21 protein-coding genes are annotated in these 23662 nt (G+C 45.0%); 13 read left to right on the top strand and 8 right to left on the bottom strand.

The window, feature by feature from the left end:
- Positions 1 to 96 precede the first annotated feature (96 nt).
- Complete coding sequence (locus tag ACSSVW_RS11255; RefSeq protein WP_036970587.1) at positions 97 to 717, top strand: AhpA/YtjB family protein; 621 nt, start codon at positions 97 to 99, stop codon at positions 715 to 717.
- On the opposite strand, the gene ACSSVW_RS11250 is transcribed toward ACSSVW_RS11255, so the two are convergent.
- The 5 genes from ACSSVW_RS11250 to ACSSVW_RS11230 all read right to left on the bottom strand — a co-directional run bounded on the left by ACSSVW_RS11250 (position 684) and on the right by ACSSVW_RS11230 (position 6636).
- Positions 684 to 1457: a TatD family hydrolase gene (locus ACSSVW_RS11250; RefSeq protein WP_454179356.1), complete on the bottom strand. Its 774-nt coding sequence runs from the start codon at positions 1455 to 1457 to the stop codon at positions 684 to 686. The genes ACSSVW_RS11255 and ACSSVW_RS11250 overlap by 34 nt on opposite strands.
- Positions 1458 to 2096, bottom strand: a complete 639-nt coding sequence (gene pdxH, locus ACSSVW_RS11245; RefSeq protein WP_454179355.1) for a pyridoxamine 5'-phosphate oxidase — start codon at positions 2094 to 2096, stop codon at positions 1458 to 1460. It abuts the gene before it with no gap.
- A gap of 244 nt (positions 2097 to 2340) precedes the next feature.
- The gene (gene argS / locus ACSSVW_RS11240) at positions 2341 to 4083 is read right to left on the bottom strand and encodes an arginine--tRNA ligase (RefSeq protein WP_036970597.1); all 1743 of its coding nucleotides are present in this window, start codon (positions 4081 to 4083) and stop codon (positions 2341 to 2343) included.
- Between the two features lie 59 nt (positions 4084 to 4142).
- Complete coding sequence (gene prfC, locus ACSSVW_RS11235) at positions 4143 to 5732, bottom strand: peptide chain release factor 3 (protein ID WP_074989440.1); 1590 nt, start codon at positions 5730 to 5732, stop codon at positions 4143 to 4145.
- Positions 5733 to 5988: 256 nt separating this feature from the next.
- Complete coding sequence (locus ACSSVW_RS11230) at positions 5989 to 6636, bottom strand: LexA family protein (protein ID WP_000854920.1); 648 nt, start codon at positions 6634 to 6636, stop codon at positions 5989 to 5991.
- A 117-nt stretch (positions 6637 to 6753) separates the two neighbouring features.
- Between ACSSVW_RS11230 and ACSSVW_RS11225 the strand changes: the two genes are divergently transcribed.
- The 7 genes from ACSSVW_RS11225 to eexS are packed head-to-tail and all read left to right on the top strand — an operon-like array spanning position 6754 to position 10429.
- Positions 6754 to 7005, top strand: a complete 252-nt coding sequence (locus ACSSVW_RS11225) for a helix-turn-helix domain-containing protein (protein WP_000451746.1) — start codon at positions 6754 to 6756, stop codon at positions 7003 to 7005.
- Positions 7006 to 7060: 55 nt separating this feature from the next.
- Complete coding sequence (locus ACSSVW_RS11220; protein ID WP_454179354.1) at positions 7061 to 7930, top strand: hypothetical protein; 870 nt, start codon at positions 7061 to 7063, stop codon at positions 7928 to 7930.
- A complete protein-coding gene (locus ACSSVW_RS11215) occupies positions 7917 to 8579 on the top strand; it encodes a DUF6475 domain-containing protein (RefSeq protein ID WP_001158521.1) in 663 nt (220 codons plus the stop codon). Before ACSSVW_RS11220 ends, ACSSVW_RS11215 begins: the two co-directional genes overlap by 14 nt.
- The gene (locus tag ACSSVW_RS11210) at positions 8566 to 9114 is read left to right on the top strand and encodes a lytic transglycosylase domain-containing protein (RefSeq protein WP_008843242.1); all 549 of its coding nucleotides are present in this window, start codon (positions 8566 to 8568) and stop codon (positions 9112 to 9114) included. Before ACSSVW_RS11215 ends, ACSSVW_RS11210 begins: the two co-directional genes overlap by 14 nt.
- Positions 9111 to 9410 (top strand): flagellar transcriptional regulator FlhD, encoded by a 300-nt coding sequence (locus tag ACSSVW_RS11205; protein WP_000210563.1) that lies wholly within the window; start codon positions 9111 to 9113, stop codon positions 9408 to 9410. Before ACSSVW_RS11210 ends, ACSSVW_RS11205 begins: the two co-directional genes overlap by 4 nt.
- On the top strand, positions 9407 to 9940 hold the full coding sequence (locus tag ACSSVW_RS11200; RefSeq protein WP_000566753.1) for a FlhC family transcriptional regulator: 534 nt from the start codon (positions 9407 to 9409) through the stop codon (positions 9938 to 9940). Before ACSSVW_RS11205 ends, ACSSVW_RS11200 begins: the two co-directional genes overlap by 4 nt.
- Before the next feature lie 57 nt (positions 9941 to 9997).
- Complete coding sequence (gene eexS, locus ACSSVW_RS11195) at positions 9998 to 10429, top strand: entry exclusion protein EexS (protein ID WP_454179353.1); 432 nt, start codon at positions 9998 to 10000, stop codon at positions 10427 to 10429.
- A gap of 32 nt (positions 10430 to 10461) precedes the next feature.
- Here eexS and ACSSVW_RS11190 read toward each other — a convergent pair whose 3' ends face one another.
- The 3 genes from ACSSVW_RS11190 to ACSSVW_RS11180 are packed head-to-tail and all read right to left on the bottom strand — an operon-like array spanning position 10462 to position 16370.
- Positions 10462 to 14031 carry a conjugal transfer protein TraG N-terminal domain-containing protein gene (locus tag ACSSVW_RS11190; protein ID WP_454179352.1) on the bottom strand — a complete coding sequence of 1190 codons (3570 nt, stop codon included), beginning with the start codon at positions 14029 to 14031 and terminating at the stop codon, positions 10462 to 10464.
- Positions 14032 to 14034: 3 nt separating this feature from the next.
- On the bottom strand, positions 14035 to 15423 hold the full coding sequence (locus ACSSVW_RS11185) for a conjugal transfer protein TraH (protein ID WP_454179351.1): 1389 nt from the start codon (positions 15421 to 15423) through the stop codon (positions 14035 to 14037).
- A 2-nt stretch (positions 15424 to 15425) separates the two neighbouring features.
- On the bottom strand, positions 15426 to 16370 hold the full coding sequence (locus tag ACSSVW_RS11180; protein WP_454179350.1) for a thioredoxin family protein: 945 nt from the start codon (positions 16368 to 16370) through the stop codon (positions 15426 to 15428).
- Between the two features lie 525 nt (positions 16371 to 16895).
- Here ACSSVW_RS11180 and ACSSVW_RS11175 point away from each other — a divergent pair.
- From ACSSVW_RS11175 to ACSSVW_RS11155, 5 genes are all read left to right on the top strand, one after another.
- Positions 16896 to 17486, top strand: a complete 591-nt coding sequence (locus ACSSVW_RS11175) for a TetR/AcrR family transcriptional regulator (protein ID WP_454179349.1) — start codon at positions 16896 to 16898, stop codon at positions 17484 to 17486.
- Positions 17487 to 17556: 70 nt separating this feature from the next.
- Positions 17557 to 18651 carry an efflux RND transporter periplasmic adaptor subunit gene (locus ACSSVW_RS11170; RefSeq protein WP_454179348.1) on the top strand — a complete coding sequence of 365 codons (1095 nt, stop codon included), beginning with the start codon at positions 17557 to 17559 and terminating at the stop codon, positions 18649 to 18651.
- Positions 18651 to 21695, top strand: coding sequence for an efflux RND transporter permease subunit (locus ACSSVW_RS11165; protein ID WP_454179347.1), 3045 nt, complete (start codon positions 18651 to 18653; stop codon positions 21693 to 21695). The genes ACSSVW_RS11170 and ACSSVW_RS11165 overlap by 1 nt, the downstream gene beginning before the upstream one ends.
- Positions 21692 to 22144, top strand: coding sequence for a small multi-drug export protein (locus ACSSVW_RS11160; RefSeq protein ID WP_454179346.1), 453 nt, complete (start codon positions 21692 to 21694; stop codon positions 22142 to 22144). The genes ACSSVW_RS11165 and ACSSVW_RS11160 overlap by 4 nt, the downstream gene beginning before the upstream one ends.
- Before the next feature lie 260 nt (positions 22145 to 22404).
- Positions 22405 to 23553, top strand: a complete 1149-nt coding sequence (locus tag ACSSVW_RS11155) for a GGDEF domain-containing protein (protein WP_454179345.1) — start codon at positions 22405 to 22407, stop codon at positions 23551 to 23553.
- Positions 23554 to 23662 lie beyond the last annotated feature (109 nt).

Genomic DNA, 23662 nt, shown 5'->3' with positions numbered 1-23662 from the left:
GTATTTGCTACTCGCAATCAATGAACTAATAAGGTTATTATACTGGTTTAGTTGTACCATCAATTGTAAAAGCTGTCAGCAGCGTATACGGTGACTATGAAAAATAACCAACTTAAAACTCCATTTTCGGCTACTTATCGCCAACGCATCGTGCGATTAAGCCTAGCTGCGGCCTGTTTTGTGTTGCTTAGTTGGGTTGCCGTTAATAGTAGCTTTCAAAGCCATCAACTACTTTATGACAGTGCTAACAGTACCGCGACAAGCCTAACAAAATTTATGGCGCTTAATGCGCAGACCCCGCTCGAAGAAAAAAATAAGCCCGCATTAAATGCACTGTGTAATAACATAGCAGAAGACGAGTATGTTTTAGCAGCCATCGTTTATGACCAACAAGGGATCCAAATTGCCGCCAGTGATAACTGGCAAAGCCACCACACATTTGGACTTTTACCAGACTCGACTCCGGGAATAAGTAAACTCAAAACCCCCTTTGTCGAGCCTGTAATAAGCGATGATGAGCGTCCGATAGGCTTTGTAACCATCACTTATTTAACACAAGCGTCAATTGCAACCAGCCACAGCAGTTTTCATGATTTAGGCAGACAGGTCTTACTCATGTTGGTTATTACCTGTATTTTTACATGGCAACTAGGCCGAGGATTAAAGCGCTGGCAGGTAAATCGTTATATCAAAAAAAGTGCTGAGCAAGAGTCATAAAGCGCATCAGCTAACGATTGCTTTTCAGTACCCGAGACACCTTTTAGCTCACATAGGTGAGTAAACACCTCTCGTATTTTTAGTGGCGTATTGATTTGCCCTTGAAAGCCTGCAAGTGGCATTGAGGGCGCATCGGTCTCAAGCACTAAATGCTGGGGGGCAATATTACTTATCACTTGGCGTGTTTTTTCAGCTCGAGGGTAACTTATCACCCCACCCACCCCGAGTTTAAAACCTTGCTTAATATAGCTGTTTGCTTGTTGCTGAGAGCCGGAAAATGCATGAATTACTCCGCCATATTTAGGCTTGCATCGCTTGAATGAACGCGCAATGAGATCATGGCTTTGTCGGTGATGAACTATCAGCGGGAGTGCCAATTGGTTAGCAAGCTCAATTTGCCCTTCAAATAACGCAATTTGTTTATCAAGATTATCAATACTGCGATCAAGCCCGCATTCACCAATCGCAACAAGTTCATTCGCATGGATTTTAGCAAGCTGCTCTAGCTCGCTTAGATGATGGGGTTGATGCTGTGATAAAAAATAAGGGTGTAAGCCTAGTGCAATTGATACGCTTGGATACGATTGTAAAAAGCAAAGCAATTGGGTCGATTGTGCCAAGCTAATACCCGGCACAACAAAGTGTGCGATCCCTGCGTTTTGACACGCGTCGATAAGCGCGTCGCGATTCTCATCAAACTCGCTAAAATCGAGGTGACAATGGGAATCAATAAAACGCATTTATGGATTTAAACGACCGAATTGCCAACTGCCGTCAGCGTTGCGCTGATACATAAAGCGGTCATGCAAACGGTGTGCACCGCCTTGCCAAAATTCAACTTTAGTCGGCTCTACACAATACCCTCCCCAAAAATCAGGGAGAGGAATTTCACCATCAGAAAACTTTTGCTTCATTTTAGCAAAGGTTTCCATTAGCACTTTACGAGACGAGACAGGGCGACTTTGCGCAGACGCCCAAGCTGCAAGCTGGCTTTCCTTAGGACGCGATAAAAAGTACTTTGCCACTGCTGTCGTTGGTAATGGTTTTGTTTCACCATACACAATTACTTGACGCTCCATATGGTGCCAAGGAAAGTGTAAGGAAATTTTGTTGTTCCCTTTAAGCTCTTGCGCTTTGCGTGAGCCCGTGTTGGTAAAAAACACGAAGCCGTTTTCATCAAGGTGCTTTAGCAAAACGATGCGCTGCGAAGGCTGACCATGCTCATCAACCGTTGCCACCACCATTGCCGTCGGATCTGGCAAGTTAGTTGCCACAGCCTGCTCAAGCCATTTTTCAAACTGCTTGATAGGCGATGCATCAAGCATGTCTTCAGATAAACCATCCTGTAAATATTCACGGCGAATATCTTCAAGTTTCATTTAAAAATTCCTTCTATCACAGTAAGCTATCAGCTAAAAATTAAGCAACATTTATATCTTGTCAATTTTTGTTGGGTGTCGCTGCGCTCTACCCAACCTACGAAGGCGGTAACATACGTTATCTGCAAGTGTAGGAGTGCTAGCAAGGCAATGAGCTTATTTATACCAAGGAGCATACGTTTTTGTATGTGACTTAGGCTAAATAAACTCATTAACGCAGCTAAAGCGAACTACACGAAGCAGATTACATTTGCTCCATAACTTCGATACCTAACAAATCCAACCCTTTTTCAAGCGTCTTCGCAACCAAATTACACAGCACTAAACGGCTATCACGTACACTTGGTTCTACACCGTCTTTAAGTACTGGGCACGCTTCGTAGAACGTCATGTATAGGCTTGCAAGTTCGTATAGGTATCCACATAGTACGTGTGGTGTTGCTTCGCTGATCATCAGGTCGAGTACTTCTTCTAATTGGAGAAGTTTTAGCGCAAGTGCTTTTTCTTGCGGCTCGTTGATAGCAACGTCTGCTGTTAATGAAGCGGCATCAATACCTGACTTGCGGAAAATACTGCGAACACGCGTATACGCATATTGAAGATAAGGTGCAGTTGCGCCTTCGAAACTCAACATCGTATCCCAATTGAAGATATAGTCGCTGGTGCGGTGCTTTGAAAGATCCGCATATTTTACTGCGCCAATCCCTACTTTACGGGCAATTTCACTACGCTCTTCGTCGCTTAGATCAGACTCACGCTCTGCAAGCTTTGCTGCTGCACGCGTGATTGACTCTTCAAGTAAGTCAGCTAGTTTAACGGTGCCACCCGTACGAGTTTTGAATGGCTTGCCATCTTCACCCATCATGGTGCCGAATGGGCAAAACTCGTAACTAGTTTCATCACGTAACAAACCAGCTTTACGTGCAGTTAGCTCAACTTGGTTAAAGTGTAAGCTTTGACGCGCATCAACAAAAATTAAGATACGGTCAGCACCAAGTTTGTTTGAGCGGTAATCACACGCTGCTAAGTCAGTTGTCGCGTATAAGAAACCGCCGCCTGATTTTTGCACGATAAATACTGAAGGTTCACCGTCTTTATTAGCAAGCTCGTCTAGGAACACAACTTGTGCGCCATTAGACTCAACAGCAATGTGCTTGTCTTTTAATAAAGCGATGATATTGGCAAGCTCACTGTTGTAAGCACTTTCAGCCATGATATCGTCTTGTTTAAGCGTAACATTTAAGCGCTTATACACTTCTTCAGAGTGCTTCACTGACGTGGCAATGAATAGCTTCCACAGCTTTTCACAGTGCGCATCGCCACCTTGTAATTTAACCACGTAGTCACGGGCTTTATCGGCAAAGCCTTCTTCATCATCAAACCGTTTTTTCGCATCGCGGTAGAAGGTTTCTAAATCTGCCAGAGCCACTTTGTCTAAGTCGACACCTTGGCTAATTTGGTCTTCTAAGTGCGCAATCAACATACCAAACTGCGTACCCCAGTCTCCCATGTGGTTTTGACGAATAACATCATCACCACGGAACTCAAGCGCACGAACAACGGCATCGCCAATGATCGTAGAACGTAAATGGCCAACGTGCATTTCTTTCGCAAGGTTGGGTGATGAGTAATCAACCACAACTTTTTGCGCGGTTGCATGCGGTGAAACCGCGAGCTTTTCATCTTCATTCGCTGCTTTTAAGCTTGTTGATAAAAATTCAGGCTTTAAGTGAATGTTGATGAAACCTGGGCCTGCAATTTCTGTTTTTTCTGCGATATCAGCAAGGTCTAGGTTATCGATAATTTTTTGTGCCAGTTCGCGTGGGTTTGATTTTAGCTTTTTAGCCGCTCCCATCGCGCCATTGATTTGGTAATCACCAAACTGCGGGCGTGTACTTTGTGTTACCGCGGGGTTCGTGTCTTCGGGTAGTCCTGCTGCAACCATGGCTGCAACGGCTTTTTCAATTAAAAGAGTACGGATGTTCATTGTAATTTTTACCTTTATTGCCCGCCATGCGGGCACTTAAAATATGTGCCTGTGTAAGCTTAGTTTTCGCGTGTATGGTTAAACTTAATATCAGGATAACGTTCCATTGATAAGTTTAGGTTTACACGACTTGGCGCGATGTAAGTAAGGTTATCCCCCCCATCTAGCGCTAAGTTGCTTTCGCACTTGCGTTTAAACTCTTCAAACTTTTTAGTATCGTCTGAACTTACCCAGCGTGCAGTATTAACACTGACCCCTTCATAAATAGCATCTACGTTGTATTCTGCTTTTAAGCGTGCAACAACCACATCAAACTGTAGTACACCAACAGCGCCAACGATAAGGTCGTTGTTAATAAGTGGTCTAAATACTTGCACCGCCCCTTCTTCTGATAACTGCACTAAGCCTTTTAATAACTGCTTTTGCTTAAGAGGATCTTTTAGACGAATACGACGGAATAATTCAGGCGCGAAGTTAGGAATACCGCTAAACTTCAACTTTTCACCTTGGGTAAAAGTATCACCAATTTGAATCGTACCGTGGTTATGTAAACCAATAATATCGCCCGCATAAGCATCCTGCGCACGTTCGCGGTCGCCGGCCATAAAGGTTACCGCATCAGAAATGCTCACTTGCTTGCCAATACGAACGTGATTCATCTTCATACCTTGGCTGTATTTGCCTGATACGATACGCATGAAAGCAATGCGGTCACGGTGTTTAGGGTCCATATTCGCTTGAATTTTGAATACGAAACCAGTGAAGTTTTCTTCTGTTGCAAGCACTTGGCGATCTTCTGTTTCGCGTGGTAATGGTGACGGAGCCCACTCAGTTAAGCCATCAAGTACATGGTCAACACCAAAGTTACCTAGCGCCGTACCGAAGTAAACAGGTGAGAGTTCGCCCGCTAAAAAGAGGTCTAAGTCAAACTCGTGCGATGCACCCATTACCAGCTCAAGTTCTTCACGTAATTGCTCTGCTAGTTCGCTGCCGATGGTTGCATCTAGCTCAGGGTTATCTAAGCCCTTAATTGTACGAACTTCCTGAATAGTGTGGCCTTGGCCGGTGCTATATAAAATCGTTTCTTCGCGGTGAATATGGTAAACACCTTTGAATTCTTTACCACAGCCAATCGGCCATGTTACTGGTGCACATGCAATGTTTAGTTCGGTTTCTACTTCGTCTAATAACTCCATAGGATCACGAATATCACGGTCACACTTATTCATAAAGGTAACGATTGGCGTGGTACGTAAGCGCGTTACTTCCATTAATTTACGTGTGCGATCCTCAACACCTTTTGCCGCATCGATAACCATTAAACACGAGTCAACTGCGGTCAAAGTACGGTATGTATCTTCAGAGAAATCTTCGTGTCCTGGTGTATCAAGAAGGTTTACCAAACGCTGGTTATAGGGAAACTGCATTACTGACGTAGTTACCGAGATACCACGTTCTTTTTCCATTTCCATCCAGTCAGATTTAGCGTGCTGGTTTGAGCCACGACCTTTTACGGTACCTGCTTTTTGGATTGCTTGTCCGAATAACAGCACTTTTTCTGTAATGGTGGTTTTACCCGCATCCGGGTGCGAGATGATAGCAAAGGTCCTTCGCTTATTGATTTCATTGAGAAAATCTTGGTTTGCCATGTATAAATTCTTTTAGTTTGTACACGGATTTGTACACACTTTTGGAAGTACTCTCTTTTCAGTTCTTCGCTTGTCAAATCCGTCGTGTTAATCGTAATTGGCCGCTATTTTCGCTGATCTTGACTTTATAAACAATCAATGGTTATCTAATCGGTTACCATTTACTCTCAGCGTGCGCCAATGCTCAGTTGTAGCTGTTTGCAATCGTTGCTTCTTCAGCTCATGAACAACTGTGGCTAAACCACAAATTCCTTCGCTACCAAAAATCGATGATAGCTTGTCGTACTACACCGATGATGGTGCAGTTGCCGTTGATCGGTATTGCCGGGTATTGCGGGTTCAAAGGTTTTAGGTACTTCTGTTCACCATCAATAACCAACTGCTTAAAGGTTGCTTCTTTCGAATCATCCAAACGCGCAACAACCAATGAACCTGAAGAGTAAGGTAACTCAGGATCAACAACGATCACTGCTCCCTCAGGTATGGATTTTTTTCCGCTTGGATTTTCCATACTGTCGCCTTTTACGCGAAGTGCGAAACAACCCTCATGTGCTTTCCCAGTGACTTCACGCCACTCCTCAGCATCTTCATGGGCAAATCCCTCCGCTATTTCAGTCCAATCACCGGCCTGAACCCAGTTAATGAGAGGAATTCTTCCCTTAATATCAGGCCCGACTTCTACATTACCGACCCCCAAGCCAATCTCGCCATCACCTGTGGCGAGCCAATGAGCATTCACGCGAAGCGCCTCCGCGATCTGCATGGTGTAACGAGACCTAGCCGATTTACCAGAGCAAATCTGGCTGATCGACTGCTGTTTGATACCAATGCGACGAGCCAACTCAGACTGAGTCACCCCAGTAAGCTGCAAGGCATGGTTTAGTCGTTCGGATAAAGTTTTCATAAGTCCGTATTCTACAAATAAAACTGTAGCCTTTCAACAATTTTAACTGTTGACTTACCTACAGTTTAAACTGTAACATTCAATCTTGTAACAGTTTTTATTGTAACAGGAGACGGTATGGAAGTGTTCAACACGACACAAAAACATCTCCGCCGTGCCATTGACTTGGTCGGCGGGCAATCAGCATTAGCACGAGCCATCAACTCAAAGCAGCAAAACGTCTGGTTTTGGTTGAATAAATCAGGGCGTGTTCCCGCTGAATTCGTTTTACCCATCGAACAAGCTACGCAAGGACAGGTAACCCGATCCCAGTTAAGACCGGACATCTATCCCGAATGCCCAAGCGAGCTGAAAGCCAGTAACCAGTAGGATAAAGAGCAAGTAATGGTCAGCATTTTACGTAAACACAGAAGCGAGTACCTCCATGCGTGATTATGGCAAGGTCTATACCCGCTTTTGGCTAAAGCAAAATGTTTTGTCCTGGAGTGACTCAGCGAAGTTGCTAGGACTGTATTTGCTTACATGCCCACACTGTAATTTGCTTGGCTGCTTTCGATTGCCGATTGGTTACGTTGCTTCTGACTTGAACTGGGATGAGCAACAAGTTGCTAAGGCTTTAAGTGAGTTAGAACAAGATAAGTTCCTGATTCGTTGCGAGGAATCCGGTTGGACTTTGATTCGGAGCTTTCTGAAGCACAACCCAATCGAAAACCCTAACCAAGGTAAGGCAGCCTTTCGGTTGCTTAAAGATGTACCTGCCGACTTCGTTGGTATGGCATCGCTTTTGAAATCTCTTGCCGCTTTTCAAGCTCGGCTACCAGAAGAATTTTCATCATTGTTTATGCCTGATGGCAACCCGGTAAGGGACTCTCAACGGTCGGATGACTCTGAGAGAAGCAATGAACCAACAGTTAAAACTGTTGACCACATACAGTTTGAAGACTTCTGGGATGTACAAATACGCAAAGAAAAAAAAGCAAAAGCCAAAGAAGAATGGCTACGCATGGGCCTCAATGAAGACCATGAACTCGCCTTGGAAGTGCTAACACGCTGGAAAGAGCAACGAGACAATCGATTGCAGTATCAAGATCGGACTAAGACCCCTATGCCACATAACTGGCTTTTAAACCGGCAATGGGAAGACGAGTACGTTCGCATTGATGAAATACAGCAATCATCGACGAGCCTAAAGGGCAGCAATCACCAATTGAACATTGAAGAAAGCAATCGCCGCATTGCTGAAAGCTGGGCCGGACAAGGTATTCGGGAGGTTCGTTCAAGTGCAGGAGGTTGATAAACGCGAGTTTGCGGAAGTCTGGGGAGCAGCTTGGGCCATGTATGGCAAAAGCGTATCACCGCAATTGCTATCCATCGCATTTGAAGCCCTTCGTGCTTACAGCATTGAAGAAGTGCGAATCGGTCTGACTCGGCATATTCAATCACCGGATACTGGGCAATTTTTTCCAAAGCCCGCTGACGTCATCAAGCATATCGATGGCAACTCGGGTTCAAGAGCCATGGTTGCTTGGAACAAAGTTGACAAGGCAGTTCGTCAGGTTGGCGCTTGGACATCCGTGATGTTTGACGATGCACTTATCCACCGCGTGATTTCAGACATGGGGGGATGGGTTGAACTCTGCAAAGTTGATGACAGGGAATACCCATTTAAGCAAAAAGAGTTTTTAACACGCTACCAGGCTTACTTGTTGCGGGACGAAGTGGGTGAATACCCAAGGCTATTACAAGGTATTGCAGACCATCAGAACCAGCAAAAAGGATTTGATATGCAAGCGCCTGTTGCCGTGGGTGACTGGTCAAAAGCGGCACAAGTTTACACGAGAGGCATCGCCAATTTTAGCGCAGTGCCTTTGAAAAGAATAAGCCCGAAAGCCATTCAGGCGCTTCTCGGAAATCAATTAGAGGACAAAAATGAAAACGATTAAAGCAAAAACCATTGCCCTAGTGATAGCCATGTCCGCAAGCACTTCAGTCTATGCGTTTCCGGGCTATCAGTGGGAAAAAGCAGCACAAAGCGTTGGTATTGATCCAGTCATGCTCTACGCCGTTGCCTTGGCTGAGTCGGCCTCACATCGTGGTCTCAACATGACCAGTCCATGGCCATACGCAATTCGCAATGGTTCAAACGCAACCTACGCCAAATCTAAGACAGAAGCAGAGCAACTGTTAAACCAGGCACTGCAAGAGACTGAAAAATATCAGCTCGATATTGGCCTTATGCAAATCAATTTGCATTGGCATGGGCATCGGGTGAGCTCAGCAGCGGAACTGCTAGACCCCATCACCAACCTTACGGTCGGCTCAAGTATTTTGGCCGAAGCAATCAAGTCTTCACCAAATGATTTAGAGCTTGGCATAGGCCGCTATCACAGTTGGAACGAAGAGCGTGCACGCTGGTATGGGCAAAGAGTGCTTTCTATCTATCGCAATATTTTACATGAACTGGAGGTCCGTCAATGACAACCAATCAACAAGACTTCTATCAATTAAATTTGGCGTACCTACACGCAGCACGAGAATTAGCGCGCATTGATCCGCAAGAGGCCGTCTTGCGCTTTGGACTTACACGCGACGTGGTTGATGCTTTGATTAATGCTGGTGTTGATGACCTGCAACGAGTGGCGACCTCATCATTCATGCTGTTTCAACCAAGGGGTAACCAAAGCCAACTGATTGAGATGGTGAAGAGCAAAGGCACAGGTATCCCAAGAATCGCTTATTTATTATCAACCCTAAACAACAAGGGGGATGCATGATTGATAACCTGTCCAAAAGTGAGCTATTTACCCGAGCCTCGCTGCTTATTAAATACGGATTTCGAACAACCATTATCGCGCTCGATACAGGTTTGCCAATCCACATTATCAGAAGGCTCCATAAAGAAGTGACTGGCAAGTCACCTTGTCCTGGTCAATTGCCAGAATCTGATGCCATCGTCAAAAGCAGAAGAGCATTAGTTGAAGGCTCCCTGCTTATGGCGCTTTATGTCAACATTGGTGGTGATAATGTCTACAAGCAATTAAATATCGATGCTTTGATGAAGGCTTACGATGCGTATTTGGTTGCAAGAGAAGAAGCAGATCTTCCAGCTGAGATCCCCTGGAAAAAACTGACCATCAATGAAGGTTGGGTTCTAGCTCGTGATTTAAGATCACAGCTTGCATCCTTACACCGGTGTCGATGCGGCAGTCTGTATTTGACGGTATCACAACAGCGCATTCAGCTTAAATGCCCTGTGTGTGAGATTATGGCCGAGCAAACCACTAGAGCACTTTTTGAGAACTAACATGCTGATGCATGATTTGATTGTGCACCGTCTGTGCACTTTGAGAGTACTAAGAAGATGACAAACTTACTTAAATCTTTACCAGCACGCTGCTGGTTTATATCACTGGGGCTTTTTCTGGCGACTTTGGCAGCGGCTCATTTTTTTCCATCAGAAATATTTACGGCATCTGCCAAGTTAGCGGCTTTGCCATTTCTGATTTGCACCATCGTTTTTTTCAGCTACTTGGGATTCAAAGCAACTGCTAGTCCTATCGGACTTATAGCCATAATCACTATGCTTGTAGCAATCGCATATTGGCAAGCGAGTTGGACAATTGTTGGCTTGGGACTCTTTTTCTTAGCTATTTGCACTGGAATTAGATTCTTGATTAGCCAAGTTAAAGATTCGGGTAGAACTTTGAGCATTGAAGAAAAATGGTATTGGTATAAGCTCCATTCGTTTTTTGATGGCTTTTATCCAAGGTATCCCAAAAAGCCAAAAAAATAGCCAGCCAACCACAAGCTGGCTACCTTCTATTTTCAGTTCCTTCCTGATGCCTGGTTATAAGCCCTAATATCAATCAAGTTGTTCTGAGCATAATCTCCCGCAAGGGATGCATTTGAGATCACCGCTATCTGCTTATCCACAAATGCTTTATCTTCTTCAGACACACTGTCAGGGATGTAAGCGCCCCTCTCATCCTTTTGACGATACTCATTTAGCATTTGCTCCCTTAGGCCAAGCATTTCAGGCGACCAACTCGATGAGTCTTCAGAGTTGAATACGCGCCCTGCCAAACCTTCATTGAAAGCTTGAGCGAACACTTGACTTTGAATCGGGGTCAATCCCATTCTCTGTCCTTCGCTGTATGCTTCCTGTTTAAAATCATCAGCATACTGCTCTAAGAACTCACCATATCGATTGTTAACTGCCGCACCGAATGCCCCCGCCAACATGGCTTCAGACTTAGTGCCCCAGTTTACTTCGGAGGCATACTGCGAACTCGATCCACTGTATGCATCATTAAACGCCGTCAATGGGTTTTCCAAAGAGGTTCCGGCATCAACGGCGGCTTTTAAGCCATCCCAGGTTGATTTGCTGGCTACCGTTGCATTGTGCAAGAAACCTCGTGAGCCAGGATCTTCAAGCGCTTGTTCTTTGTAACTCTCATAGTCTTCGCCAAAGTGATTCAAGGTATGCAGTGCTGCATCAGTATGCTTGCCACTGAAATCACCTATAGCACTGGCGCTGTTGAAGAACATTTCAGCACCAGAAACTCCGCTATCATCAGCCATAATGCGTGATCGCCACTGAGATCCAGCTTCACTGTTTAGTCCAGATTGATAGGTACTTGTGTCAGAAGCTACGGCCTGCTGGGCTTGCTGCTGATGCGCATTCAACTGTCCATCTATACCAGACAGATTGGTTTGGTAAGCCGATTGAGCTGCGTTGAACTGAGTTTGAACTGTTGCTGCATCCTCGTAGCCGCCCAATACACCCGATTCAACTTGGCTTTGAATACCACCAAAAGTAGGTGCAGTTGATGACAAGCTTTCATTAGAGCGTGGCTGAATAGATCGTAAATCGGCTCCGGTAGCCATGGCCATAACAGTCATTGCTGCTTGATAATCATTGTCGCGTTCAGCGGGCGTTGAAGAGTTGCTATAGGTTAAAGACTCCATAGCTGCGGCCACATACGCCTGATTATCATCAGGTAGCAAGCGCTGATACATTGGAAGGTTTTCACGTAATCGGTTACCGGCTTCAACATGCTGGTTCATATAGCGACCTAAATAATCCATGACTTCAGGATTATCCGCCGCTAATCGAGTTAACGTCGCACCATCCGTGTTCCTTTGTCCTGATAGACTGTAGCTGGCCTGATCAAGCTCACTAAAGCGGTTTGATGCCGTGATAACGTCTTGTGCTGAACTCTGAAGTGACTGATAGTCTTGATTAGACAACGACATCTCAACGCCAGAGCGTCTTGAATCTGAAAGGTCCTTAACCATCGCATCGCGATACTCAGCACGTCGTGAATCACTTGATGCCAAGCTTTGCATCTCCCCAGTGAGCGTATTTGCGGTCGTAGATCGAGAACTGCCCTCTGATGACTCAACTTGGCCACTAAAGTTACCACCTAAATCCAAGCCTGCTCGTACCCTTGATAGTTTTGGTACACGAGATGAGTCTGGCTTATCGACTCCTGGCAAGTTGCCCTGTGGAGAATCATTGCCGCCAGTACCAAGAAGCCTTCCAAGAAAGCCCTTATCAGCAACTTCTTTCTCACCGGGATTAGTAATAGTTCCATCGCCACCGACCCTTAGGCCTCCCGATAGCACGCCCGATACCAAGCCACGTACAGCGTCTTTTTTATCGTCTCCGAAACCATACCGTGTTTGAAGGTCATCAGTGACCTGATTAACAACGGCGCTAGATGCGGAATTAGAAGAACCGATTTGACGTCCAACTGAAGATAGATTGTCGTAACTTAGCTTTTCACCAAAGGTTCGACTCATGGTATTGCCAACTTGACGACTAAAGGCTTGAGTTGCCTGAGTCATGGATTCTTTTGCAGAGCCGACCATTGAACCCACTGCGTTTCCGACAGAGAAACTGCTTAGTAGGTTTGACGCGCCGGTCATGGCAGAACCCGTAAGGGCTGAATTTTGGAACATTGACTGTGATTGCATTACCGGGGCATTTTTCGCGACATCTGGACTAGCCAGCTTTTCATCAATGGCATCACCGTTTTGAAGACGCCCAGCCAAGTGGGTAGCGGTTATTGCTGAGCCATAAACGAGCATGAGCGAAATCGCCGGAACACTCGACGCCAACATGCCGCCAGTAGCTATCCAGGTTTGCAGCACTGAATCCATCTGCATCATGCCAGCAAAAGATGGCACTTCTGTACCTGCAAAGGCATCAAGAGCCGACATTTTCCCTGCAACGGTTAAATGAATATATAGGTTAATGATGGCCATGACAGGCATCCAAAGTTGAATCCAAAGCAGGATTAACAAGTACTTCCCGGCCATTCGCATCCCGATTTGGCCAAGGGCTATCACAAAGGCCATCAATGGGGTGATGGCGTAAATGAAACCCTCAAAAAACGTCATCATCGGACGAACGATACTTTGGAACAGGGTCTGCTCCGCCGCCCATTGCGTATTGCGCTGCTCAATCGCTTGGTTAACCATAACGGCGGCGGTGAAAGCTTGATCATCCATATATTTGCCCGTCACGCTTTGCTCATAGATAGGCAAAAGCACCGACGCGGTCATGTACTCTTGGGTGTTAACCGAAGCCAAACCAAGGTTATTCAGTGCATTTCGGATCACGTCATCAGTATCCGTTGCTGACGAAGTTCCCAATGAGGCCGACAGAACCTGTTTAAGCCTTGGAATGAAGGTTGATTCTGTCATGAGTTTCAGTTGGCTGTAGGCATCGGTGCAGTCCAGATCGCTACTGCTACCACTGAGCATGATTCGAGTGCCATAAATGCGCGAATCAAACCTAATCGCAGTCATCGGGTTAGGATCACTCAGCACCTGATCGAGGTTCTTTTGGCCAATGTCGATACCAATCAAGGTGCACTCTTTGATGTAGTTAAACCACGATTGCTCGATGTCCGAGCCGCCGACACGATTTGCATCACCCAACCCAGAGCGATCCATCATCTGTTTTCTCACTTTAATCAGTGACTGTAAACTGGATGCAAAGCCGTATTCCGTCATGGCGGGAGTTGAGAACGCCGTTTCAAACATTCGCGTGATTTGAAAGCCAACAGTCGAAATTGTACTGCCTGCGGCAGCAACACCGATGGGCACATTATCAACCACTCGAACTTGTCCCGTGTACGCATCCTCAATGCTCACTCGGGTACTGGGCCCAAACATGGTTGCAAAGACTAGCCATGAGACTAAAACGTGTTGAAAGTTAATCCCACGACCACCTTGCATCAAGGCCTGAACAGACACCATCAATACCCCAATGAGCAAGCCAATACGAACCATTGAAGTAAAGTCGCCTGTACCAGTGATCATCGCGACAGCGTTCAAGACCTGCTCTAAAAAAGCCGAATCCCCGATGGAATAGATTTCCCACATTGTCTATTCCCCCAGCGCTGTAGATTTAACGGTGTAATAACGCTGTTTGCGAATGGTCTGAATCACCTGGTTAAAATGCGCCAGCAATTCTTGCTCTGAGCCGTATCTTCGCTGCAACGCAGCGTACTCCTCATTGATTTGGCGACGTGCACGTTCAAGGTCTTCCGTTAATAACTTCGCATAGGCATGATCTTCCACACCGGAGGTACTTCTAGCTGCATTGAGCATGTCTTCAACCAATGCTCGGGCCATCTCAACAGCAATAAATGGCGCAGCTCTTGAAGCAAACGACCTAGCAGCCCCTTCATTTAAAGCAGAAAGTGTTCGAATCATGCCGCCAATGCTTGCAGGAGCCGAGGTCATAAAAGCCTTTTCGGTGGTGCTAGCTGCCCCAGTATTTCGAGCAAACTTAAAAATAATGCCGTTACTAGAACCTGTACCAAGAAGTAAATTTTCGACCTGAGTTGATAACCCGGTTAGGGTCACGTCAGTGATTGTCGGATTTAGACAGCCGTCTTGTGTCACTGTGTCACATCGGTACATAGCGACGTTACCGCCATGAATTAGATGCTCAATAGTCACTTTATTGCCATTCAGTCTGGTCAGTTTTGGGGCTTTACCTTGGCCATCAGCCGCATTCGCTAAATCACCAACGATGATCGAGCCCGTCACGGACATAACCGCTTCAAGAAAACGGTCATCCCCCGATGCAAACCAGCTTGATGCCGAGTGACGTTTCAGTGCTCGCCAAACCAAGTTGCCTTTAATCGTTTTGTTCACATCAGATGCCGCGACACTCGAAGCGTTCTCATAAGGGTTCTTACCGTTGGATTCACTCCAACTGGTAAAAACGTCTCCAGCCCCTTTAAGTGAGCTCAACATGCTGGCTTCTGTTTGCCCCTTTTTACCAAAAGCAGCCAGGGTATCGTTCACGACTCCCTGAGCCATTTGACAGGAATTGCCAAAATACTCGTTCAACTGCTGGATTTTCTTTTGCAGTGTCTCCATGTGCTGAGAGCATTTCTCACACATAGCACTGAGCGCCAATTGGAATGCGTATCCCTTGGCATTTGCCGCTACAGAGCGAAGTAATTGAACAAACTGATCTGCATTAACAAATGACAAACTTCCAGCGAACATATCAATGCCGCCACAACCGGCTTGGAATGACGGTGGCACCATAGAGACGAGGTTCTCGTTCATGATCCTGTTACGGACAACAACGCTTCCACCAGATATAACGCCACGCCGCTGACTCTCGAATACGCCAGGCGCAGTGGTGTTGGTCATTGAACCAAACAACTGGTTCATCTCCTGTTGCAAGCTTGCTTGGCTTATAGACGAAAAACCAATCGCACAGGCGATTAGCGATACTTGAAATACTTTTTTCATCGTTATAACCCTCCTTGTGCACGCAGATAGCGAACAAGGAACTCAGGGTCATGTAATATCTTCTCGTTAAGCTCTTGGGCTGACATCGCGAGTGAAACGCCGGGCTGAACAGGTCTGGTGGCATAGTAAGTTTGATCATCAATCCAACCGGCTTTATGGGCTGCAAGAATGATTCGATTATTGAGTTCATCAAGGCTCATTGCGCCCTGGCCAATCGGAGTGATGACATTAGGCGGATCTACTAAGAAGACCGCTGGAACAGTCGTAACGGACAACGATTGTGCTTGTCCTGAATCGACTTTGTAATTTGGAAATTCTCCACTTGGTAAAGGCAAGCCATCGACAGCAATAGCAAACACCTCGAAACCGTAGTTCAAAGCCATGGATTCGATGATAGGCGCTTGAGCATGGCAATAAGGGCAATCTGAACGATAGAAAAAGAACAAGCCAGCCCGTTTTGCTACTTCACCTAAAGCTACATCACGTTGAGCGCCAGCTTCTCGATCCATCCGATTGGCAGCATAGGTCGCCAAGGGTCTGCGACTGATTTCATCCAAAACAGGATCGCCCATGACCACCTGCTGACTAACATCAGCAAACTGTGAGCCCTTATCCATCATGACTCGCTGGAGATACAGATAGGCTCTGACATTCTCATTCGTCGGCTCATCAATAGCCTTGTCCATGAACGACTGCATGTGCTCACGAAACCATGCAGCACTGAAGGGTTTTAGCTCGTCCTTTGTGGGCTCTATGACTCCAGATTCCGGCTTTATTTGCTCTTCAGACTCCGCTGGCTCAGGAATGACCTGATACCAAAACCAGCCTTCCTGACCACGCTGATAGAATTGCCCATCACTAGCATAGGCGGGCAAGATGAATAGAAAGAAAATAATGATTGGGATGGTCACCCATAGGATGAACCAAGGTAACAAAGGCGTTCTCATTGTCAGCTCCAGAAAATTTCATAGAGCTAACATGCTAAAGATCCCCGTTAGAGCGATTGGCCAGATAGATGAAGGAATCGTGTGTGTTTCTGACTAGCTGTTATTACCAGTAACAACAGCTAGCTTTAACGAGCCAACCTTATACTTGGACCGCTTTGAACGAAAAGCAGAAATTTCATCCGTTCCAAAATGTCCTTGCTAATGTCCGCTTTGTTTTCGCAGTGAACATGATGGTTAAAAGAAAACCTCAAAAGCTCAGGATTTCAATAAAAATGTGAAAATTTATCGGGCTCACCGGTCAGGTAATCAGTATCCAACTTATTGCAGTGGTTCATTCAAATATACTTTATCAATATAGTTTTCCAGTTACTCGTTCAATTGAGATACTTGTGAAGCCTTTTCACGATTTTGGAAAATAAGGTTGGTAAGATTTTAAAAAGTTGACTTCTAAGTCAAGCGATATCAGTTGACAAAAATCACTACCATTTATATGATTAATCACTCACTAAAGTAAGTGGTGCTTTTATGTCTAATTTAGGTCGTCCAGTGAATTATGCAGCTCGAGAGGCTAAAATCGAGGCCATTCTCGATGGTGCTGTGCAATGCTTTGTTAAAAAAGGCTTTCATGGCGCTGGCATGGCGGAGATTTCTCGTGTTGCAAAAGTCAGCCAGGCAAGTCTCTATCAATACTTCGCCTCAAAAAATGAGCTCATTCTGGAAATCGCTAAACGCTATTCTTCCAGAGATCTCGATGCCTTGAGAAGAATTGAAAACGCTAGTGATTTCATGGATGCTTTGGAGCAAGAGGCGTATCTCACAGGCGATAAAACAGGGACTATTATGTATCTGGAGATCCTCGCAGAGTCATCCAGAAACCCAGAAATTAAGAAAGCGGTGCAAGATTCAGGTCAAGAGCTCTTTGACACCTGTTGTGCCATGATTAAGAAATTACAGGATAAAGATGAGGCAAGTTATTTGCTCACACCCGAGCAGATAACCCACTATATCTTTGCCTACATTGATGGTTTGTCCTGCCAAATAGCTACTGCGGATATTGAGTATTCGCGTGAGCTTTTACGTCAGCTTGTTCAGACCCTTCTTACACCAAAAAAGTAATTAATATTTAAGCCATACCTCAAGAGGGTTTGTTATGAGTTCGCCACTTTATATACTCGAACGATCAGTTATGTTATTAAAGAAATTCCGCCAGTATGCATTGGTTAGCCTGCTTGTCTTATTCCAAGGTTGCAGCAGTGAAAGTATACCTGAGCCCACTAAGCAGAACATTCGAGTGGTAACACTCAATGAAGTAGGTGCAAACGCACATTACCAAGAATCTCGCTTTTCTGGAATTACACAAACAGAGAGCAGAGCGCAGCTCTCATTTGGCGTTCCTGGCAAAGTGCAAAAGGTGCTGGTAGATATTGGTAGCCGGTTAAAAGCGGGCGATATCATGGCGACACTGGATCTTGAGCCTTATCAACTCGCGGTCGATAATGCTCGCTCTGAAGCCTCAAAAGCGCAAATCGCGCTTGAAGAGCACCAAGCAAACTATGAACGGCTTAATCGCCTCAAATCAAATAATGCAGTTTCACAGCAAGACCTGGAAGCCGCACGAACGCTATTTTTAACCGCTCAAGCCTCTGTGCGTGAAGCGCAAAGCCGAGTCAGACTTACAGAAAGAGAACTCTCGCAGGCAGTAATAAAAGCCCCCTATGATGGTGTTGTCTCTACCAGACAAGTTGAACCCTTTGAAGAGGTAGCTCAGAATCAGGTCATTTTCACTTTCGACAGTTCAGCCCAACTTATTGTCGAATCATCAATCCCTGTGGCTTTGGCAAATGCTCTACGTTCTACAAATGAACAGGTTATGAGTATTAGTCATCAAGGGAAGTCATTTGAGGCTGAGGTGTCCCATATTGCAGAGCGCGCAAGTAATGGTTTGAGCTTGCCGGTTAAACTGCGTATACAAGTGCCAGAGGGCCATTTTTTACCGCCAGGTATCGTGGTCGCAGTGAACTATCGTCTGAAGAATAGTGAAAACGTCCTCTTAGTTCCTCACGGCGCAGTTTATGTTGAAGCAACAAGTAACAGTGCTTTCCTCTACTCCTTTAACGTTGAGTCCAATACCGTTAGTAAAAAACCTGTACAAATTGTCGATATTCAACCTACAGGCTACATTATTAATGCTGAGTTGGAACTCGGAGAGAGATACGTAGCAGCCGGAGCAGCCTTTATTAGTGACGGGCAACAGGTTCGTATTTTAGGGGAGACGCGTTAATGTCCATTACAGGCTTCTCACTTGCTAACAGCCGTTTAGTGCTCTTTCTGTTTTTCATGCTTACGAGCATAGGGTTGGCGTTATACCCAAGTTACCCGTCGCAGGAAGAGCCCACACTACCGATAAATGTCACTGTGATTACCGCTTATCACCCTGGCTTAGATATTTATCAAACGGAATCGCTATTGGCGCGCCCGGTTGAACGTGCTTTGCGTGAACTGGAAGAAACTAAAAATATCACGACGTCTATTCGTGCCGGAGAGATCCATATCTCTTTGGAAATTAAGGACGGAACACCAGACTACGCGCAATCATGGCTCAGAGTCAGAGCGAAAATGCAAGATGTGCAAAACTCACTTCCCGATGGTGTGTCTGGGCCTTTTGTTAACGATAGTTATGACGCCGTTGCCGTGATGACTGTTGCAATTAGTGCCCCCAATCACACGTTTGAGCAACTCAGAAATAAAGCCAGTGAGCTGCGGGATTTTCTTTACGATACCCCTGGTATGGATAAAGTCACCTTGCATGGTGTCACTGAGGAGCAAGTGACTATCAATCTCAAGCCATTTGCTGCATCCAAATTTTCGATCAAGCCTAATGATATCTACCTGCAATTACATAAAAACAATTCGCTTGATGATATTGCCAGAGTGAATTTTAGCGACCAAGAGAGTCGTATTTATATCAGAGGCGGCTATAACTCTATCGAGGATATTAAAGCGATCCCTATTGTGCTGCAAGACGGCAGCCAGTTACCACTTGACACGCTAGCTGATGTAATAAGGACAACTGCACAACCGCTTAATACCGCCGCTTATCTAAATGGGGGGCAGGCTATTGTTGTTGCAGGTTATATGACACCTGGCGTTAATATGGTCGATTTCAATGATCGCCTTCGTACACAAATAGCGCAGTGGGAATACGATTTACCCGCTGGCTTTCAATTGAAAATCATTACCGACCAAGGTGAAGTTGTTAATCAAGTCATATCCAAAATGATTTCAACCCTTCTGGAAACGATCCTGGTCGTAACCGCAGTCACTGTTATCGCACTGGGTTTACGCGCTGGTTCATTGGTGGGACTTGCTGTCCCCATTACAGGCATTATGACATTAGTCGTTTTACGTGTGCTTGGTGTTGAGCTTAATGAGGTTAGTATCGCCTCGTTTATCATTGCACTTGGGATCTTGGTTGATAACCCGATGGTGATTGTTGAGGATATCTCAAAACGTATTAATCAAGGTGAGTCTGGTAAATCAGCAGCCTTACACGCCGGAAAGACACTGGGTACGCCAATGCTGATTGCTAGTCTAACGGTTATCCTGGCATTCGCCCCACCTATGTTCACTGATAATATCACTGCGATTTATATGCAGACGCTAACCATCGTGATTGGCGTCATGCTAATCATTTCCTGGTTTGTTGCCATTATGCTGGTGCCAATTTTGGCGCAGTGGTCTATAAGGAAAGGGAAAAACACTTCTGAGCAAAGTAAGCTCTCGCGCTTAATGATGTTCATGTCTCGCTTTTGGGACAAAGTCATTAGCTGGCCAAAAGCATTTTTAGCAGGTGCTACAGCAAGCCTGATCCTATCGTTATTTTTATCTGCGACTATTCCAGAGGCATTCTTTCCACCGTCGGAACGCTCACAAATGCAAATATCCCTTGAGCTCCCAGCAGGTACGCCTGCAAACCGCACAGCTGAAGTTGCACAAGAAATGACGCGATGGCTTGCAGAGGAACAACGTTTTCCCCAGATTACAGGCGCTACTGCGTATGTTAGTGAAGGGGGGCCACGCTTTATCCTAGGCCTGAATCCGCCAGATCCGGCTCCGCACACCGCTTACTTTGTTATCAATCTTAGTAAAGAAACCAATGTTGCGTCCTTTGTAAGCCAACTTAGGGCTGAGATGCTTCCTGTTTTCCCCTATGCCAAGCTCGGGATCAACCCGTTTTTCATGGGCTCCACGCCTCCAGGCGAAGCAGCCATTAGAATCATCGGCAACAACCATAGTGATTTATTACAGGCTGCTGCAACGATTCAAGAGGCGCTTAGCAAAGTAGATGGAACCATTAACATCAAACAGGATTGGGAACAACCTATCCCCAGCTTGGTGGTAAATGTAGACCAAGCCGCAGCAAGCTATGCCGGAGTCACACGAGAAGACATTTTTTCCGCTCTTAGGAAAAATACTCTCGGAGAGAGTACATCTGAGCTTCGGGAAGGAGAATTCTTGCTGCCTATTATGCTCGCAATGCCAACAGATAACGCGTCACTGTCGCAGTTAAATAATATTCAGATTTTCTCACAATCTTCTGATAAAATCGTTTATTTATCAGAAATTGCTCGCGTTGACACAGAGTTTCATCCGTCGATTGTGAAAAAGAGAAACTTACGGCCAACCCTGACGGTGACAGCGCTTAATCCGGCGATGACCTCTAAAGAGTTGGTTTCCAACATCGCAGAAACGTTGGAGCAAGTTCGTAATACCGGCAAAGTGCAAATCGAGTTTGGCGGAGAGATTGAAGAGAGCGAGGTCACCGCAGAAGCTATTTTTGCTTTCCTACCACTTTGTGTACTTATGATGATCATTTTATTCATCCACAAGTACAACTCGTTTCGTAAAGTAGCAATCATCGTACTAAGTATCCCCTTCTGTGCCATTGGGTTACTTTTAGCACTGATCATTTTCAGGCTGCCTTTCGATTTTATGGCGAATTTAGCCATATTCGCCCTAATAGGCATTATTGTGTCGAATGCGATGCTAATTATCGAACAAATTGATATCGAGAAAGACGCAGGAAAATCTGAGCTTGAATCACTCAAATCGGCTTTAATGCAACGGTTTCGCCCTATTATGTTGACACAAATAACCACTATTTTAGGGCTGCTTCCTTTGCTTATCGCCAATGATCCGCTATGGCGCTCGTTTAACGTTGTGATAATGGGCGGCCTTATTTCAGGCACCATTGCATCCTTTATCGTTGTACCAAGCTTATATGTTTTGTTCTTCACAAAAAAGCAGCAAGGGCAATCTAAATGAATGACTTATTACTCTATATCAGTGTCTTTGTGGGGGCGGCAATTCCGGTGCTCGAAGTTTGGATTGCCGTCCCATTGGGTGTTATTGCTGGGTTACCATGGTTTCCCGCTGCACTTGCAGGTTTTTTCGGAAATTTGCTTTCGCTGTTACCCATAATTTATGCCAGTGAAAAAGTTAAGTTATTTATGAAGCGCTGGCGAAATAAACCCGAAACTGAGCAAGTTGCCCACGACATAACAGATCGTAAACATGTAATTATGGAAAAATTTGGTGTTCCAGGCTTGGCTTTTCTGGGGCCATTTTTGATTGGTATCCATGCCGCTGGTGCATTTGCAATTGCCATGGGGGCTAACAGAAAGGTTGTTATGTTTTGTTTTGGTTTACCTTGTCACTGCTGGTCTGTTCGTTACTATTTGGATTTTTGGCGTCATTGGGGATCACGCAAATAGGAGAAGAAAAACAGCTTCCCTTTATGTAATGGCACAAAACAGAAGCTTTTGTTGTAGCCAGCCTGTCCCAAGGCTGGCTACCGTTACTTAAAAGTTACCAAAGCTCATAATGGATAACTTCACTCCTCGCTAAATTCAGGCACATCCCCATACCTATCTCAACTATATCGGCTACACTGTTAGCACAGGCTAGTAAAAGCTTTTAAATCAAAATGATCACACATATCACGAACGCCCCCCTCACTGAAGTATGGATATAAATGATGTTTCATAAAAATGAGAGTGCTTTGACCGCCATAATACAGTTGAGCAAGCTTGAACTTAGTAGTGATTATTTAAACAAAAAATTTAACGATCATCGGTTATATACAGCTGCGATTTTACTGATACTCATTCCTTTGGGGCTTGCCGAAGGTATTTTTGACTACAAATCACATCCTGAAATAAAAAGTGAGTTGTTTCAGCTGAGACTTTACTTTCTTCTATTAGTGATACCTGCCTGTATTATCTTAAAATCAAGCAGTTTGAAATTAGCTACGGCAACAATTTTAATAACCCTAGTTTTTTCTGCGTATCTCGGCATAAAAATAATAGAGCATTCTGGCGAAGAATTAGTGACAACAGTGAGTAATGTTGCACTCTATCCCTTTTTTATCTTTTTTGTTCTCATCGGCTTCTCAATCTACATTCAGATTTTTTTTCTTACTGTTGCTTTTTCCTTTGTTGTTCTATCCGAAAACCATGGCGTGCTAGATGATCTGATACAAAACGTTTATTTCCAGATCTCAGTGCAATCGAGCGTTTCAGCTTTATTAATTATGCTTGTTTTTTCATGGAGTTATTATCATCGTTACAACCTTCAACTCGCTTTAGAGAAGTCCTCCCAAACAGATCCGTTAACTGGTGTTGCAAACCGGCGTCACTTTGATAACCAACTTAAATCAGAGACAACTCGGAGTGCTCGCTCGAGCGTTGAATGCGCTCTAATCTTACTCGATATAGACAATTTTAAACGCATCAATGATACTTTTGGTCACCCTACAGGAGATCGCGTTATTTGCGCGCTTGCAGATTTATGTGTAAACCAGTCAAGAGCTACTGACCTTGTTGCTAGGCTTGGAGGAGAAGAGTTCGCAATTATCTTACCTGATACCAATATAACTGATGCGAAAAATCTTGCAGAGAGGATTCGAAAGCACGTCGAGGATGTATGCGTGACTAGTGATGCAGGAGAAATTGTAAAATGGACGATAAGTTTAGGGATATCAGCCTTGCCGGTAAATAAAAGGAGTGCCAATACTACCGAAATAGTTATGGAAATGTTTATCCATCAAGCAGATAGCGCGCTTTATGAGGCAAAGAACAAAGGGCGGAATCAAACAGTATTGTCGCAACAAAATACGCTTTAATAGCATATTCAGCTAAGATGATTGAGCAGGTGAAAAAGAGTTAACTCATTTAACATTGGCAGGGAGCATTGACCGCTTTGGATTTTAAAGCGGCCATTAAGGTTTGCAA

Source organism: Pseudoalteromonas sp. MBR-15 (genome assembly GCF_053628915.1).
The sequence above is the reverse complement of the archived record's forward strand: the minus strand, read 5'-3'. Positions and strand labels throughout refer to the sequence as shown.

Excerpts from the sequence above, each read along its gene's own strand:
- ACSSVW_RS11160 (WP_454179346.1), top strand. The coding sequence starts at position 21,692 with ATGAATGACTTATTACTCTATATCAGTGTCTTTGTGGGGGCGGCAATT.
- ACSSVW_RS11175 (WP_454179349.1), top strand. The coding sequence starts at position 16,896 with ATGTCTAATTTAGGTCGTCCAGTGAATTATGCAGCTCGAGAGGCTAAA.
- argS (WP_036970597.1), bottom strand. The coding sequence starts at position 4,083 with ATGAACATCCGTACTCTTTTAATTGAAAAAGCCGTTGCAGCCATGGTT.
- eexS (WP_454179353.1), top strand. The coding sequence starts at position 9,998 with ATGACAAACTTACTTAAATCTTTACCAGCACGCTGCTGGTTTATATCA.
- ACSSVW_RS11255 (WP_036970587.1), top strand. The coding sequence starts at position 97 with ATGAAAAATAACCAACTTAAAACTCCATTTTCGGCTACTTATCGCCAA.
- ACSSVW_RS11190 (WP_454179352.1), bottom strand. The coding sequence starts at position 14,031 with ATGTGGGAAATCTATTCCATCGGGGATTCGGCTTTTTTAGAGCAGGTC.
- ACSSVW_RS11205 (WP_000210563.1), top strand. The coding sequence starts at position 9,111 with ATGACAACCAATCAACAAGACTTCTATCAATTAAATTTGGCGTACCTA.
- ACSSVW_RS11155 (WP_454179345.1), top strand. The coding sequence starts at position 22,405 with ATGATGTTTCATAAAAATGAGAGTGCTTTGACCGCCATAATACAGTTG.
- ACSSVW_RS11185 (WP_454179351.1), bottom strand. The coding sequence starts at position 15,423 with ATGAAAAAAGTATTTCAAGTATCGCTAATCGCCTGTGCGATTGGTTTT.
- ACSSVW_RS11170 (WP_454179348.1), top strand. The coding sequence starts at position 17,557 with ATGTTATTAAAGAAATTCCGCCAGTATGCATTGGTTAGCCTGCTTGTC.
- ACSSVW_RS11230 (WP_000854920.1), bottom strand. The coding sequence starts at position 6,636 with ATGAAAACTTTATCCGAACGACTAAACCATGCCTTGCAGCTTACTGGG.
- ACSSVW_RS11220 (WP_454179354.1), top strand. The coding sequence starts at position 7,061 with ATGCGTGATTATGGCAAGGTCTATACCCGCTTTTGGCTAAAGCAAAAT.
- ACSSVW_RS11180 (WP_454179350.1), bottom strand. The coding sequence starts at position 16,370 with ATGAGAACGCCTTTGTTACCTTGGTTCATCCTATGGGTGACCATCCCA.
- ACSSVW_RS11225 (WP_000451746.1), top strand. The coding sequence starts at position 6,754 with ATGGAAGTGTTCAACACGACACAAAAACATCTCCGCCGTGCCATTGAC.
- ACSSVW_RS11165 (WP_454179347.1), top strand. The coding sequence starts at position 18,651 with ATGTCCATTACAGGCTTCTCACTTGCTAACAGCCGTTTAGTGCTCTTT.
- pdxH (WP_454179355.1), bottom strand. The coding sequence starts at position 2,096 with ATGAAACTTGAAGATATTCGCCGTGAATATTTACAGGATGGTTTATCT.
- ACSSVW_RS11210 (WP_008843242.1), top strand. The coding sequence starts at position 8,566 with ATGAAAACGATTAAAGCAAAAACCATTGCCCTAGTGATAGCCATGTCC.
- ACSSVW_RS11200 (WP_000566753.1), top strand. The coding sequence starts at position 9,407 with ATGATTGATAACCTGTCCAAAAGTGAGCTATTTACCCGAGCCTCGCTG.
- ACSSVW_RS11250 (WP_454179356.1), bottom strand. The coding sequence starts at position 1,457 with ATGCGTTTTATTGATTCCCATTGTCACCTCGATTTTAGCGAGTTTGAT.
- prfC (WP_074989440.1), bottom strand. The coding sequence starts at position 5,732 with ATGGCAAACCAAGATTTTCTCAATGAAATCAATAAGCGAAGGACCTTT.